This window comes from Streptomyces sp. NPDC048504, assembly GCF_043200035.1.
GTDB lineage: Bacteria > Actinomycetota > Actinomycetes > Streptomycetales > Streptomycetaceae > Streptomyces.
In genome coordinates this window covers 82,651-97,460 of sequence record NZ_JBICXA010000003.1, presented here as the reverse complement: position 1 = coordinate 97,460, position 14,810 = coordinate 82,651, and the positions used below count along the sequence as shown (strand labels likewise).

General features: G+C 70.1%; 13 protein-coding genes. 8 read left to right on the top strand and 5 right to left on the bottom strand.

Going from position 1 to position 14,810, the window contains the following annotated elements:
- Nucleotides 1–37 precede the first annotated feature (37 nt).
- On the top strand, nt 38–742 hold the full coding sequence (locus ACGFY9_RS08170; protein ID WP_393752936.1) for an antibiotic biosynthesis monooxygenase: 705 nt from the start codon (nt 38–40) through the stop codon (nt 740–742).
- A 9-nt stretch (nt 743–751) separates the two neighbouring features.
- Here the strand turns inward: ACGFY9_RS08170 and ACGFY9_RS08165 are convergent, their stop codons facing one another.
- Nucleotides 752–1,228 carry a hypothetical protein gene (locus tag ACGFY9_RS08165; protein ID WP_393752935.1) on the bottom strand — a complete coding sequence of 159 codons (477 nt, stop codon included), beginning with the start codon at nt 1,226–1,228 and terminating at the stop codon, nt 752–754.
- Nucleotides 1,229–1,365: 137 nt separating this feature from the next.
- On the opposite strand from ACGFY9_RS08165, the gene ACGFY9_RS08160 reads away from it, so the two are divergent.
- Together ACGFY9_RS08160 and ACGFY9_RS08155 are read left to right on the top strand one after the other, a co-directional pair.
- Nucleotides 1,366–2,007 carry an ArsR/SmtB family transcription factor gene (locus ACGFY9_RS08160; RefSeq protein WP_393752934.1) on the top strand — a complete coding sequence of 214 codons (642 nt, stop codon included), beginning with the start codon at nt 1,366–1,368 and terminating at the stop codon, nt 2,005–2,007.
- 16 nt (nt 2,008–2,023) lie between these two features.
- Nucleotides 2,024–2,749: an SRPBCC domain-containing protein gene (locus ACGFY9_RS08155; RefSeq protein ID WP_393752933.1), complete on the top strand. Its 726-nt coding sequence runs from the start codon at nt 2,024–2,026 to the stop codon at nt 2,747–2,749.
- 33 nt (nt 2,750–2,782) lie between these two features.
- On the opposite strand, the gene ACGFY9_RS08150 is transcribed toward ACGFY9_RS08155, so the two are convergent.
- Complete coding sequence (locus ACGFY9_RS08150) at nt 2,783–4,606, bottom strand: endonuclease/exonuclease/phosphatase family protein (protein WP_393753368.1); 1,824 nt, start codon at nt 4,604–4,606, stop codon at nt 2,783–2,785.
- A gap of 323 nt (nt 4,607–4,929) precedes the next feature.
- Between ACGFY9_RS08150 and ACGFY9_RS08145 the strand changes: the two genes are divergently transcribed.
- The gene (locus ACGFY9_RS08145; protein ID WP_393752932.1) at nt 4,930–6,366 is read left to right on the top strand and encodes a hypothetical protein; all 1,437 of its coding nucleotides are present in this window, start codon (nt 4,930–4,932) and stop codon (nt 6,364–6,366) included.
- Nucleotides 6,367–6,584: 218 nt separating this feature from the next.
- A complete protein-coding gene (locus tag ACGFY9_RS08140) occupies nt 6,585–8,051 on the top strand; it encodes an alkaline phosphatase PhoX (RefSeq protein ID WP_393752931.1) in 1,467 nt (488 codons plus the stop codon).
- Nucleotides 8,052–8,066: 15 nt separating this feature from the next.
- Here the strand turns inward: ACGFY9_RS08140 and ACGFY9_RS08135 are convergent, their stop codons facing one another.
- Nucleotides 8,067–9,602: a hypothetical protein gene (locus ACGFY9_RS08135; RefSeq protein ID WP_393752930.1), complete on the bottom strand. Its 1,536-nt coding sequence runs from the start codon at nt 9,600–9,602 to the stop codon at nt 8,067–8,069.
- A gap of 94 nt (nt 9,603–9,696) precedes the next feature.
- Here ACGFY9_RS08135 and ACGFY9_RS08130 point away from each other — a divergent pair, with 94 nt between their 5' ends.
- Together ACGFY9_RS08130 and ACGFY9_RS08125 are read left to right on the top strand one after the other, a co-directional pair.
- Complete coding sequence (locus ACGFY9_RS08130) at nt 9,697–10,344, top strand: GntR family transcriptional regulator (RefSeq protein ID WP_393752929.1); 648 nt, start codon at nt 9,697–9,699, stop codon at nt 10,342–10,344.
- Nucleotides 10,345–10,357: 13 nt separating this feature from the next.
- A complete protein-coding gene (locus ACGFY9_RS08125; protein WP_393752928.1) occupies nt 10,358–11,374 on the top strand; it encodes a 1-aminocyclopropane-1-carboxylate deaminase in 1,017 nt (338 codons plus the stop codon).
- Here ACGFY9_RS08125 and ACGFY9_RS08120 read toward each other — a convergent pair.
- Complete coding sequence (locus ACGFY9_RS08120) at nt 11,371–12,828, bottom strand: MFS transporter (RefSeq protein ID WP_393752927.1); 1,458 nt, start codon at nt 12,826–12,828, stop codon at nt 11,371–11,373. The two genes, ACGFY9_RS08125 and ACGFY9_RS08120, sit on opposite strands and share 4 nt — an antisense overlap.
- Before the next feature lie 137 nt (nt 12,829–12,965).
- Between ACGFY9_RS08120 and ACGFY9_RS08115 the strand changes: the two genes are divergently transcribed.
- Complete coding sequence (locus ACGFY9_RS08115; protein WP_393752926.1) at nt 12,966–13,550, top strand: TetR/AcrR family transcriptional regulator; 585 nt, start codon at nt 12,966–12,968, stop codon at nt 13,548–13,550.
- Between the two features lie 63 nt (nt 13,551–13,613).
- On the opposite strand, the gene ACGFY9_RS08110 is transcribed toward ACGFY9_RS08115, so the two are convergent.
- Complete coding sequence (locus ACGFY9_RS08110) at nt 13,614–14,801, bottom strand: TerD family protein (protein ID WP_393752925.1); 1,188 nt, start codon at nt 14,799–14,801, stop codon at nt 13,614–13,616.
- Between the last annotated feature and the right edge of the window lie 9 nt (nt 14,802–14,810).

The following is a 14,810-nucleotide window of genomic DNA, read 5'->3' as shown; positions in this document are numbered from 1 at the left end:
TCGGTATACGCACCCGTACCGATCAGTGGAGGCCCGCATGACCCGCCGTACCGACTCCCACCCCGACCTCTCCGACCCCCGCGTCGGCGCCCCCGTCTTCAGCACCTGGCGGGTGGGAACGCCGCTGCGCCAACGGCAGGCCGTCGAGGCGATCGCGGGCGCCTGGGAACGCCGCCCCTGGCCCGCCGGCGACCTCCTCGGCTACCACGTGTACACCGGCCACGACGCCTCCACCCTGCTGCACTACTCGCAATGGACGAGCGAGCCGGCGTACGAGACCTTCGTCAAGACCCACCGCCAGGAGCGCGCCGACGAGATCGGCACCGCCGTACCGGCCATCGAGCGACTCGGCCTCGGCCGCTACCGCCACTACCGCAGCGGCGGCCCGGCCGACCGGGGCGGCCGTACCCCCGGTTGCGTCGTGATCGTCGACATCGAGTTCGAGGGACCCGACCCCGACCGCCAACGCGCCTGGGTGGACGCCGTGTTCGAGGCCCTGGAGAGCGAACCCGCGCCGCACCCCGGCGGTATCTCCGCCCACTTCCACCTCTCCACCGACGGCACCCGCGTCCTCAACTACGCCGAGTGGGACAGCGCCCAGTCCCACCTGGACGCCCTCGCCGCCCCCGGCGACGGCATCGGTTCCGCCACCGCGCTCTGGGAACGCGTCCAGACCTGGCAGGGACTGAAGAGCAGCACGGTGAGCCGTTACGACCACGCGCTCGGTCTCGTCCGCGGGTGATCGCGGTGTTCACGGCCGCGCGGCCTCCCGGAGGCAGGCTTCGGCAACGTACCGCTGATACTCGACCTCGGCAGCGGCGTCCAGGAAGGACACCTGCCGCCAGCGGGCCCGGTCGTAGCCGTCGCTGTCGTGCCAGATATGAACGATGCCGCAGAGCTGGTTCCAGCACTCCCTGATCGTGCCGAGTCGCTGCTTCTCCTTGGCGATCCGCTCGCTCTCGGTCGGTGCGGGGACGGGAGCGGGCGGCCGGGCCGAGGATGTGGCGAGACGCGGTCTCACGGGGCCACGGATTTCACGTTCGATCTCCAGGACGAGGGCCGACACCGCCTCGGCGAGAGCTGCGGCTGTGCGGTGCTCCTCCGTGCCGTCGCCGTGGGAGCGTTGCAGCGATTCGAGGCGCGGCACCAGAAAGTCGTAGATCGCCCAGGCGTCGTCCAGCGTGATGTCCACGGCGTGGAGCGGCTTGTGCTCCGGATCGGTGCTCATCAGTGGGGCCCCCTTGGTGATGTGGCGTCGGCCCCGCGCGGCGTGGGACACGTCAAGAATGACGGATCCCGCCGACAACTCCCACCGACAACCTCACTCCCCTGGACAAAAAAAGTGTTCGGTGAGACGGTGGACGCATGCTGGACGTCACCGTGATCGAGGACCCCGAGGCCGCAGCCGTCTCGCTGGACCCCATAAGGGCCCGGCTGCTCGCCGAGCTGGCGGCCGGACCCGCGTCGGCCACCATGCTGGCCGGCAAGGTCGGACTGCCCCGGCAGAAGGTGAACTACCACCTCAAGGCGCTGGAGCGGCACGGCCTGGTCGAGCTGGCAGGCGAGCGGCGCAAGGGCAATGTCACCGAGCGGCTGATGCGGGCGACCGCCGCGTCGTACGTCATCTCGCCGCTCGCGCTCGCCGCCGTGCAGCCGGACCCGGACCGGTTCCGCGACCAGCTCTCCGCGCGCTGGCTGCTGGCGCTCGGCGCCCGGCTGGTGCGGGACGTCGGTTCGCTGATCACCGGGGCCACCAAGGCCCACAAGCGGCTGGCGACCTACGCGCTGGACGGCGAGGTGCGCTTCGCGTCCGCCGCCGACCGGGCCGCGTTCATCCAGGAACTGACCGCCGGGGTGAGCGCCCTCATCCGCAAGTACGACGCGGGTGACGCGGAGGATGGACGCGACCACCGGATCATCGTGGCCGTCCACCCCACGGTCAAGGAACAGCCGCAGCCCCGGCCCGTCCCCGAACCGGACCCGTCCACCCCGGAATTGGATCAGTAGGACTCAGGAGCCAGTCATGTCCAAGGAATTCGAGATCGTCTACGAGTTTGAGGTCGACGCCACGCCGGGGGAGGTGTGGGACGCCATCACGTCCGGTACGGGCGGCTGGTTGTGGCCGATGGAGTTCGACGGGGAGAAGCGCGTCGGGCCCTTCGGGTCCACGCTCACGAACTTCGACCCGCCGCACCGGCTCACCGCCCTCAGCGAGGACGTCGGCTTCCCGACCCAGAGCCTCAACCAGATCGACGAGACCATCGAGCCCCGCGACGACGGCCGGCGGGCCTGGGTGCGGTACGTGCACAGCGGGATCTTCACCGACGACTGGGACAACCAGTACGACGGCGCGAGCAAGCACAACGGGTTCTATCTGCACACCCTGCGCGAGTACGTGACCCACTTCGCCGGCCGGCCGGTCGCCTTCGCGACACTCAACGGGCCCGACGCCTCAACTGTCCCTGACGCGCTGGAAGTTGCGGCCCGCGCGCTCGGCCTCGCGGACGACACCGCCGAGGGGGCACGGGTGCAGGCCCGCGGGCCCCAGGGCCAACTCCTCGACGCCGTGGTGGACTTCCGCGACCCGTACTTCATCGGACTGCGCACCGACAGCGCGCTGATCCGCTTCTTCGGACGCAACCACTGGGGTGCCCCGGTCGGCGTCAGCGTCCACGACTTCGCCGCGGACGCCGACGCCAAGACGAACGAACTCGCCTGGCAGAACTGGCTGGACGGGGCCTTCGCCTGACCTGGTGCGGACCCCGTCCAACCCTCGCAGGTGCTACGGCTGGAAGCGCAGCACCTGCGGGTCGTGGTCGCTGATCTGGTCGTTGAACTCCGAGTTGATGTGGACGCTGTCGTACTCGAAGCAGTCCTTGCGGACCGACGGGCTGATCAGGATCTGGTCCAGGACCTGCTCGTTGCCCTGGTAGTCGTACGTGTAACGCTCGTTCTTCGGCAGGGACTTGATCGCCGAGTACAGCTCGCCGTCGCCTTCGAGGATCTTCGCGGTGTCGGAGAACTCGAAGTCGTTCATGTCGCCGAGCGTGATGACGTCCGCGTTCTTCTGCGCCGCGAGGATCTCGTCGACGAAGGCGTTGACCGCCGTCGCCTGCGCGTGGCGCTGGGTCTCCGAGCTGCGGGTGACCGGCTGGTACTGCGCGGTCAGGGGCTGGTCGCCGCCCTTGGAGATCAGGTGGTTGGCGATCACGAAGACCGTCTTGCCCTTGAAGACGAACTCGCCCGCGAGCGGCTTGCGGCTCGCGCTCCAGGCCGCGTTGGCCGGGTCGATCCGGCCCGGGGACGTGGTCAGTTGCGCCTTGCCGTGCACCTTGGTGACACCCACGGCGGTCGTCGAGTCGCCGCCCGCGCGGTCGGTGAAGGAGACCCGCTCCGGGTTGAACAGGAACACCTGGCGGATGTTGCCGCCGGGCTCGCCGCCGTCCTTGTCGTTGACCGGGTCGATCGAGCGCCAGTCGTACTTCGGGCCGCCGGCCGCGACGATCGCGTCGATCAGCTTGTTGACCGTGACGCTCGCGTCGACCGTGCCGTCGTCCGTCGCACCGTTGTTGTCCTGGATCTCCTCCAGGGACACGATGTCGGGGGACTGCAGGTTGTTGACGATCGCGGCGGCGTGCGCGGCGAAGGTGCCGTCCGAGGGGTCGAGGTTCTCGACGTTGTACGTCGCGACCGCGAGCTGGTTCTTCGACTGCTTCTTCGTCGTCTCGCGCTGGAGGCCGCCGCTCTTCACGGCGCCGATCTCGTTCGCGACGAGGGTGTAGCCGCCGTACTGGTTGAAGTCCAGCGGGCCGTCCGTGGTGCCGGTGAGCTTGTCGCCGACGTTGACGACCGGGAAGTCCGCCGTCGCGCCCAGGGACTGGATCTGGAGGCGGCCGCCGTTCTGCGACTCGTAGGAGCCGTAGACCGTGCCGCCGCGCCGGGTGGCGTTCTCGTGCGGCTTCACCGTGACCCACAGCTCCGCGTACGGGTCGGTCGCGGTGACCACGCGCGCGTCGGAGACCTGGACGTTCATGCCCTCAAGGGACTCGTAGTAGTCCAGGGCGTACTTCTTGGGCTGGAGCGTCAGCGCGTTGATCGAATTGCTCGCGGCGGTGTCACCGGCCTGGGTGTACGTGCTCGGCACGGACCGGTCGCTGATCACCGTGGCGGCCGGAACGGCGTTGCCGCTGGAGACGACGGTGACCGTCGGCTTGGTGATCTCGGTCAGCGACTGGTTGCCCGTGGAGGCACCGCCCGGCACGTACTCGGAGACCGTGCCGGAGACGGTGACCGAGTCGCCGACGGCGACCTTCGGCGTGGAGCTGGTGAAGACGAAGACGCCCTCGCTGGTGGCCGGGTTGTCGTCCGGGGTTGCGTCCTGGAACCAGAACCCCTTCGACGAGCCGTACGTGCGGACGCCCGTGACGATGCCCGGTACGTCCGCGACCTTCTGGCCGGCGTACGGGGACACGCGGGTCGTGCCCTGGATGTCATGGATGCGCACGCCGTCGGCGTGCGCGGGCGAGGTGAGAACGATCGTGGACGCCACGGAACAGACGGCGGCGACGGTCAGCGCGGCGAGACGCGCGGAGGACTTGCTCGGCAACGGGATCCCTCCGGGGACATGCATGAGTGCCGGGACGAGGGTGATGGAACAGGTGAGAACAGGCAATACGGCGGTGGGAGCCGCGAACCGGTGGGACGGTGGCGACGCGCGTAGATGTTACCCGGACTGGGTGTCCATGACATTTCTACGCGCGTCAATCTCATTGCGGAGCCGCCCAGTTGTCAAGGTTTCAGCCATGTACGCCTCGTGGCCGGAACGTGAACCGGGCGGCATGGGTCGAAATCCGTCTAGGCTGAGCGGCTGAGTCGTGTGTCGTGTACGGCCGTCGTACGGCCATCGAGGCGCCCTAGGAGAACCCACCGATGTCAGACAGCTCCCCCTTGCCGCCGGTGCGGCTGCACTCCGAAGCGGAGCTGGCGCGCGACGCGCTGTCCACCCCCCTGCTCGCCCGGGCCGCACGGCTCGCCCGCTGGGCGGGACCCGACACCCGGATCGACGCCGGTGGCAGCCTTGTCGACGAGCAGCTGCCCGCCGCGGCCGAGATCCTCGGGCTCACCGACGAGGACGCCGCGGCCGACGCGAGCGAGGCCTGGCGGGTCGCCGTGGACACCGGGCTCGTCGAGGTCGTCGACGAGGAGGAGGGCACCGTCACGGCCGGCGAGGAGCTGGCGCTGCTCACCTCCGGCTCGCCCGGCGACGTCCTCGCGGTGTGGCTCGGCGCCCTCGACACCCTCCTCGCGGACGCGAGCGTGCCCGATCTGGACGGTCTTGTCGACGCCATGGACGAGGGCGGCGAGGTCGATTTCTCGTCACTCGACTGGGACCCCGAGGCGGAGGCCGAGTTCCTCGACGGAGTCCTCGGCAACCTCTACCTCCTCACCGTCAACGAGGACGGCCCCGGCGACGGCCCCGTCCCGCTGCCCGCGCTCGCCGCGTCGATGATCGTGCCCAGCGACATGGGCGAACCCACCAACGACGTCCTGGAACAGGTCTCCGACGCGATGATGCGCCTCGACGACCAGTTCCGGCTCCTCGAACCGGTCGGCATCGTCGAGTACCAGCCCGTCGACGAGGCGCTCATGGCCGACCCGGACGAGCTGACGGACGGACCCTCGGCGCCCGTCGACGAGACCGACGTCACCCGCTACGGCATGGTCCGCCTCACCCCCCTCGGCCTCTACGGCCTCCGCGCCCGCCTCCTTGAGGCAGGCTTCGCCGCCCCCGCCGTAGGAGATCTCGCGGACAAGGGCGCGGACGCGCTGCTCGACGGGACGTCGACGTTCCCGCAGGGGGCCGTGCGGGCCGAGACCGAGCAGTGGCTGGCGCGCCGCGAACCCCTGGCCGCAGCGCGGGAGTTGCTCGCCGCGGCCCGTGGCGCCGACACCGGCGCGCCCCTGCGGCGGCTGCTCTGCCAGCAGGCGCTCTCCCTCGTCGGCGACGAGGCCGAGCCCGCGCTCCGCGAGGTGCTCGACGACCCCGAGCTGGGCGGCCTCGCCCGGGTCTGGCTGAGCGAACACGGCGCGAGCGACGTCCCCGCACCCTCCGAGGACCTGGTGTTCTGGCTGACCGTCGACACGGTCGCCGCGCAGCTCGCCGCCGAGGGCAACTCCGAGGAACTGCAGGCCCTGGTCGAGGGCCTGGCCCAGCAGCACAACGGGTTCTTCGCGGCGGCCTGGCGGGTCGACCACCCGGCGACCGCGGATGTCCTGGAGGCGATGGGCCGCCTGCACCCGGACAAGCGGATCGCGAAGGAAGCGCGGAAGGCGGCCTTCAAGGCCCGTTCCCAGCAAGGGAATTGAGCCGATCGGCGAGGGTGGGCCAGGGCGAAGCGGAACCGGTGATTTTTGAATCCCATGGCTGATCTCATACGGCTTCGTGGCTGATCGCATACGGATTCATGGAAGAGGGCCCGGCGAAGTCGACCGGTGTTCAACTCGTGTTCAGACATGGGCGGAAGCGTGGCGCCGACCGAGGTCCGCCACCCTCCACGGCACACCCACCGTCACAGGAGACACGTATGTCGCTCACCCGCAGGGATTTCACCGCCAAGTCCGCGATGACCGGTGCCGGGGTCGCGCTGGCGGGCAGCGTCGGCGCCCTCGCCACCGCGCCCAACGCCCTCGCTTCCACCGACACCGACACCTACGTCGACGCCGAGAGCACGGCCGAGAAATCGACGTCCGGACACGGGCACGTCGGTGTCGGCTACGGCCCGCTGATCGCCGACCCGGACGGCCTCCTCGCCCTGCCCGCCGGCTTCAAGTACCGCGTCATCACCTACAGCGGCAGGACCAAGCTGGAGTCGGGCGAGTTCACCCCCTCCAACCACGACGGCACGTCCACCTTCGACGGCCCGCGCGGCGCCACCCTCCTCGTCAACAACCACGAGCTGGCCGGCCCCCGCGCCAACTGGCCCCACCCCGTCCCGCTGACCGAGGGCCTCGTCTACGACCCCGCCGCGGCCGGTGGCTGCACGGTCGTCGAGGTCCGCCGCGACCACGTCGCCGAGTGGGTCGGCATCGCCGGCACCGCGACCAACTGCGCGGGCGGCAACACGCCTTGGGACACCTGGCTCACCTGCGAGGAGACCGAGGACAAGGCCGGCACCAACGGCTTCACCAAGGACCACGGCTACGTCTTCGAGGTCGACCCCGTCGACCGCCGCGCCAACCGAAGCCCCAAGCCGATCAAGGCACTTGGCCGCTACGCCCACGAGGCCGTGGTGGTCGACCCCAAGCGCGGCCACCTCTACCTGACCGAGGACGCGGCCAACCCCAACGGCCTCCTCTACCGCTGGACCCCGCCCGAGCACTTCCACCACGGCCGCGGCAAGCTCCGCACCCTCGCCGACGACGCGGGCGTCCTCCAGGCTTTCAAGTGCTTCGACTCCGGCGGCAAGTTCGTCGACGACCTCTCCCGCGCCACGAAGATCGGCACGGTGTACGGCGTCGACTGGGTCGACGTCCCCGACCGCGACGCGAAGACGACCTCCGTCCGCAAGCAGTTCGCCACCGGTGAGGTCACCCGCGCCCGGAAGCTGGAGGGCATGTGGTGGGGTGACGGCGGCACCTACATCGTCTCCTCGTTCGCCCGCACGGAGAGCCCCGTCCAGCACGACGGCGCCGTCTGGTTCTACGACCCCAAGCGCCGCACCCTGACGCTGAAGGTGCTGCTCGGCGTCAACCCGGACCCGTCCGTGGACGGCGCGTTCGACGGCCCCGACAACATCACCGTCTCTCCCTACGGCGGCCTCGTCATCGCCGAGGACGGCGAGGGCGTCCAGCACCTGTTCGGCGCGACCGACAGCGGCCGCACGTACCCGATCGCCCGCAACGAACTCAACATCGGCACCGCGGAGAAGCCGGAGTTCAGCGAGTTCACCGGCGTGACCTTCTCACCCGACGGCAAGACCCTGTTCGCCAACATCCAGACGCCGGGGATCATGCTGGCGATCACCGGTCCCTGGAAGCGGCAGAAGCGCTGACCGCCGGCGATCGGGTCACAGCCGCTCGTCGGCGGGGAAGAGCAGATGTTCCGCGGCGATCCTGACGAGCGGTACTTCACGTCCCAAGGAGAGTTCGTCCGTGTACGGGCTGTACCGGTTGCCGGACTCCTTGCTGTGCGTGACCGCGCACCGGACCTGGTAGATGCGCTCCGCGGCACGCGCCCTGAGAACAGCCTGCCCGGCCGGATCACCGGCACGGCCGAAGTCCAGGTGCGGCACCTGGGCGAAGTGGACCGTGCCGGTGGCGAAGTAGTCGGCTGCGCCCTGCAGATACCGGTCCAGATCGGCGGCGAGTGCACCGATGTCGAGATGCCTGTCCAGCACCGCCTTCAGCCCTCGGACCTCACGGAAGGCGAGATCCTCGGTGCGCTCGCCGAGGGCGTCGGCGGCCGGCTTGGCGGCCTTGCGCATGCTGTCCGCGGGGCGCTCCAGCACGCCGCCCGAGGCTTCGACCCGCCGGCGCAGTGCCTGGAACCACTCCTCCTCCATGCTGTACTCCAACACCTGGTAGTAGCCCATGAAGGCCGCGAAGGGATCGGTCGCCGCGATGGCCCGGAGATAGCGCTGGGACAGCTCTGCCTGGACCTCGTGCCCCTCTTGGACCTCGGGCGCCGGGCCCAGCAGCCGGTCGCCCATGAATCCGGTCGCCGTGCCCTGACCGATCGCCTCCACGAACTCCTCCGCCCGCAGCGGAAGTTGGCGGATCAGCCGAGGCTGGGACGACCCGTCGAGACGGTTGACGTCGAGAACCGGTACGAGCACCACGTCGCTTTCGTAGGCCAGCCGTACTCGGAACGCCGTTGCCACCTGCTCCAGCTCGGCGAGGTCAATGCCGGGCGGGCCGTCGAGCCGCAATGAGCACAGCCAGGGCTCAGCCGTCACGCCGAGCAGCCGCTGCGCCGAGATCCGGGCGACGGCGCCTTCGGCCAGCCCTTTGCGGTGCTCCTGCTCGATGAGGTGAGCCTGCGTCCGCTGACGGTCGAACACCGACAGACGCTCCATCCCGGATCGCCTCAGTGCGAGCCGCAGCAGCAGGGCGAGCGAGGGCGGGCCGACCGTGACCGTGCAGGTTCCCTTCGGCGTCGGCACCTCGTACGCCGTGGCCGTGCCTTCCGGGGCGCGCAGCGCCTCATACTGTGTCTCGTCACGGACGAGCAGTTCCAGGCCGGCCGGTTGGACGATCTGTGTCTCGGGGCGTTCCCGTGAGTCCATCAGCGTTCGCGCCAGCGCGGCGATCGCGTCGAAGTCTGCCTCCGCGTGCCACTCCGCGCGCGGCCGGTCGTCGAAGGACAGGTACTTCTCCCGCAGCATCTCGTCCATCTCGGCGTCGCCCGAGCCGCCGCGCAGCAGGCTCGCCCCGAACTCGAAGACGACCCGCCGCCCGCCCTCGTCCCGCGGTTCGTAGTCGCTGAACAAGTTGCTCATGAGGCCGACGATCGCCGAGGCGACCTCATCGACGTCGGTCAACGACGACAACTCGCCGAAGGTGTCCCGCCCCGCTTCCGGCGACGGCTGTTCCCTCTGTTCCATCTAGCCCCCTCTGGCTCGACGGCCCACCGTATCGGTGCGCACTCCTTTGTGCCCCAAGATTGACATCTAACATTTCACTTCTACTATTCGGTTCATGGAAGCTCTACGGCCCGTCCCGCGCACCCTCCTCCGCGACCGTGCCTACGAAGCGATCCGCGACGCCATCGTGGCCGGTGACATCGAGCCCGGCGCCGTGGTGCGGGACGCCTATCTCGCCGGGCGGCTCGGCTTGTCGCGCGCGCCGGTACGCGAGGCGTTCTCGCGGCTGGTGGAGGAGGGGCTGCTGGAGAGCAAGCCGCAGAGCTACACCCGGGTGACGCCGGTCGTGGCCGCCGAGGTGCGGGACGCCGCCGCCGTGGTCGGGGCCATGCACGAGTTGGTGACACGGGTCGCCGTACCCCTCTTGCGGGACACGGACGTCGACGTGATGCGCGCGGCCAACGACCGGTTCGCCGCCGCCGTGGCCGCCGGTGATGTGGACGCGGCCCTGCGCGCCGACGACGAACTCCACGATGTACCGGTGCGGGTGAGCGGCAATCGCGCCGCCGCCGCGACCATCGCCCGTTACACCCCGCTCATCCGCCGACTGGAGCGACGACGCTTCGGCGAGGGCGGCTCATGCCGCTCGGCCGGACTGCACGAGCGGCTGATCGAGGCCTGCGCCGAAGGTGACACGGACGGTGCGGTCCGCGTCACGGCCGACATCTGGCACACCCTCGCAGACCTGGCCGACGCCGACTGACCCTGGAGAACCCATGTCCCTTTCCTCGTACGATCGTTACCCCCTCCTCTTCGGCCCCTCGCCCGTCCACCCGCTGGAGCGCCTCACCGCCCACCTCGGTGGCGCGACGATGTGGGCCAAGCGCGAGGACTGCAACTCCGGTGTCGCCTACGGCGGCAACAAGACCCGCAAGCTGGAGTACCTCGTCGCCGACGCCCTTGCGAAGGGCTGCGACACCCTCGTCTCGATCGGCGGCGTGCAGTCCAACCACACCCGCCAGGTCGCGGCCTGCGCCGCCCGCGCCGGGCTCAAGTGCGTGCTGATCCAGGAGAGTTGGGTGGAGTGGCCCGACTCCGTCTACGACAAGGTCGGCAACATCCTGATCAGCCGGCTGGCCGGAGCCGACGTGCGCCTGGTGAAGGCCGGGTTCGGCATCGGCTTCAAGGAGAGCTGGGAGCAGGCGCTGAGGGAGGTCGAGGAGTCGGGCGGCAAGCCGTACGCCATCCCGGCCGGTGCCTCCGACCACCCGCTCGGCGGCCTCGGCTTCGCCAACTGGGCCCACGAAGTCGCCCAGCAGGAGCGGGAGTTGGGCGTCTTCTTCGACACCGTGGTGGTGTGCTCGGTGACCGGCTCCACCCAGGCGGGCATGGTCGCCGGGTTCCGGGCGATCGAGGAGGCGGGCGGCCGCGAGCGCCGGGTGCTCGGCATCGACGCCTCGGCGAAGCCCGCCGAGACCCGCGAGCAGGTGGCCCGCATCGCCCAGGGCACCGCCCAACTGATCGGCGTCAAGCGTGAGTTGACCCTCGACGACGTCGAACTCGACGACCGCTACCACGCCGGCATCTACGGCATCCCGGACGAGACCACCCTGGAGGCGATGCGCCTCGCCGCCCGCACCGAGGGGATGGTCACCGACCCCGTGTACGAGGGCAAGTCGATGGCCGGCATGGTCGACCTGGTCGCCCGCGGTGAGATCGCAGCCGACTCCACCGTGCTCTACGCCCACCTCGGCGGCCAGCCCGCGCTGAACGCGTACAGCGCGCTGTTCTAGACGGCCTTCTCGGTCCTCCCGGCCCCCTCGGTCTTCCTGCCGGTGATCACGAACGCCGACACCAGCAGCGCGGTCAGGGCGATCAGCGCGGCGACGCCGAACGCCCGGGCCGAGCCGTGGACGAGGATCTCGGACGGTGACCCGGTCGCATGCCGGGTCGCCGTACCGAAGACCGTGACGAGGATGGACAGGCCGAGGGTGCCGCCGAGCCACTGGAGGGTCTGGAGGAGACCGGACGCGGCGCCCGCCTCGCGGGGCTGGATGCCCGCGAGGATCGTCGCGTTGAGGGGCATGAAGCTGAGGCCGACACCCACGCCCAGCAGGAGCAGCGGGCCCAGCAGTCCGGTCAAGTAGCCGTCGTCCGCGCGGAGTTGCGACAGCCATGCCGCCGAGACGACGAGCAGGGCCATGCCGGTGAGCAGCACCGGCTTGGCACCGAAGCGGGGCAGCAGGCGCGGCACGAAGCGGACCACCGTGAACAGCGCGAGGGTCATCGGCAGGAAGGCGAAACCCGCGCGCAACGGGCTGTAGTCCAGGACCCGTTGACTGATCAGCGTGAGGAAGTAGAACGCGCCGAACATGCCCGCAGGCAGCAGCAGAACGCCCACGTAGCCCCCCGCGCGGTTGCGGCTGGTGAACAGGCGCAGCGGCATGATCGGTTGGGTGGCGCGGGATTCGACCAGGGTGAAGCCCGCCAGCAGGGCCGCCGCGAAACTGAAGCCCAACTGCGCCTGCGCATCGCCCCATCCGTCCGACGAGACCCGGATGAACGCGTACACCAGCGAGGTCATCCCGGCGGTGCCGGTGAGCGCGCCCGCCGCGTCGAACCGGCCCGCGTGGCGCGGGGTTTCGCCGACGAAGCGGGGGAGCGCCAGGGCCACGGCCGCACCGATCGGCACGTTGATCAGCAGCGACCAGCGCCAGGATGCCCAGGAGGTGAGCATGCCGCCGATGACCAGCCCTATCGAGGCGCCGATGCCGGCCATGGAGGTGTAGATGCCGAGCGCGTGGTGACGGCGCGGGCCCTCGGGGAAGTTGGTGGTGATCAGGGCGAGCGTGTTGGGTGCGATGAGCGCGGCGCCCACGCCCTGCAGCGCGCGGGCCGCGAGCAGCCAGGCGCTGTCGGTCGCGAGTCCGCCGAGGAGCGACGAGGTCGCGAAGAGCAGGACGCCGATCGTGAGCGTACGGCGGCGGCCGGCGATGTCCCCGACCCGGCCGCCCAGCAGAAGCAGCCCGCCGAAGGCGAGCGTGTAGGCGTTGAGGACCCAGGACAGGCCGGTGGGGCTGAAGCCGAGGTCCTTCTGGATGTCGGGCAGCGCGACGTTGACGACGGTGGAGTCGACGCCGACCATCAAGTAGGCGGTGACGACGACGAAGAGGACGGTACCGAGCCTGGCGGGCCGGGGTGGTGCGGAGAGAGCATCGGCGGTGGACGGTGCGGACGGGGTGGACATGGAGTTCTCCCGGTCTGGCGTCCCCGTGTGAAAGACGTGCGGGCAGCACGGACTGCCCGCAGCAATAAGCGGGGACTGTCTCCGTTTAGTACTCGGTAAGATACGGAGACAGTCCCCGGTTCGCAAGGAGTATCTGGATGGCGCAGGTCAGACCCATGCGCGCGGACGCCCGGCGCAACTACGACCGACTGCTGAAGGTGGCGGCGGAGTCCTTCGCCGAGCACGGGGAGAACGCGTCCCTCGACGACATCGCCAAGCGCGCGGGCGTCGGGTCGGGGACGCTGTACCGGCATTTTCCGACCCGGCAGGCGCTGCTGGAGGCGGCCTACGTCGACCGGATCGAGGCGCTCGGGACCCGTGCCGACGAACTCGCGAAGGAACTGCCCCCGGGCGAGGCGCTGGCCGAGTGGCTGTACGAGGTGTGCGTCGGCACGATCCAGGTGCGCGGCATGAAGGCCCTGCTGGGCTCGGCCGTCGCGGACGGCAGCAATCGCGCGCTCACGGCCTGCGGTACGCATATGAAGAGCGCGGCGCAGCGGCTGGTCGAGGCGGCACAGCGGGAGGGGACCCTGCGTCAGGACATCGAGCCGATCGAGGTCCTGCGGCTGGCCCACGGGGTGTCCACGGCCTCGGAGCTGGCGAACGGCCAGGGGAAGTACCTCCGCCGCTATCTGTCCCTGCTGACGGACGGGCTACGGCCGGCGGCCGCCCAGGGGGAGTGAGCTGAACCCCGGGCGCCCCTCGATCAGGGGCGCCCGCAGCGGTCGTAGGACTGTGTGGGGTGGTTACAGCGCCTGGGCGGCCGGCTTCACCATCCCGCGCACCGTGCGGGACTTCACGAAGTCGCCCATCGCGGTCATGTCCCACTCGCCGGAGAACTGCTTGACCAGCTTCGCCATCATCACGCCGGTCTGGGACTCGGCGTTGGTGAGGTCGAAGCGGACCAGTTCCTCGCCGGTCGCGGCGTCCAGGAGGCGGCAGTAGGCCTTGGCGACCTCGGTGAACTTCTGGCCGGAGAAGGAGTTGACCGTGAAGACCAGGCCGGTGACCTCCTGGGGGATGCGGCCGAGGTCGACGACGATCACCTCGTCGTCACCGCCGCCCTCGCCCGTGAGGTTGTCCCCGGAGTGCTTGATCGCGCCGTTCAGGATCGAGAGCTTGCCGAAGTAGCAGCTGTCGATGTGGTTGCGCTGCGGGCCGTAGGCGATGACCGAGGCGTCCAGGTCGATGTCCTTGCCGCGGAACGCCGGCTCCCAGCCGAGGCCCATCTTGACCTGGGAGAGGAGCGGGCGGCCGCCCTTGACCAGGGAGACGGTCTGGTTCTTCTGGAGGCTGACGCGGCCCTTGTCGAGGTTGATCTTTCCGGCGCCGAGCGGCGGTGCGGCGGGCGGCGGCGGGGGAGTCGCGGCAGCCTGCGGCACGGGAGGTGCCACCGGGGTCCGCACCGTCGGGGTGGGCGGGGCCACCGGAGCCGCGGCCGGTTCCTCCACCGAGACGCCGAAGTCCGTGGCGATGCCCGCCAGGCCGTTCGCATAGCCCTGGCCTACCGCGCGGGCCTTCCAGACGCCGTTGCGCAGATAGATCTCGACGACCACCAGGGCCGTCTCGGTGCCCAGCTGAGGAGGCGTGAAGGTGGCCAGCACCGAGCCGTCCTCCGCGTTGCGGATCGTCGCCGTCGGCTCGATGCCCTGGAAGGTCTGCCCCGCGGCGTCGGGGCTCGCGGTGACGACGATCTTCTCGATCCCGGGCGGCACCGCGGCAGTGTCGACGGTGATCGCGTCCGGGGACGTACCGCCGCCGGAGCGGTACGTCACACCCGGGCCGTTCGGCTGGTTGTAGAAGATGAAGTCGTCGTCCGAGCGCACCTTGCCGTCGCCGGTGAGCAGCAGGCTCGACACGTCGAGCCGCACGGGAGCGGAGACATCGACCGCCACCCGGGAGACCGGAAGAGGGATGTTCGAGCCAGGGGTCATAGCTGTCAT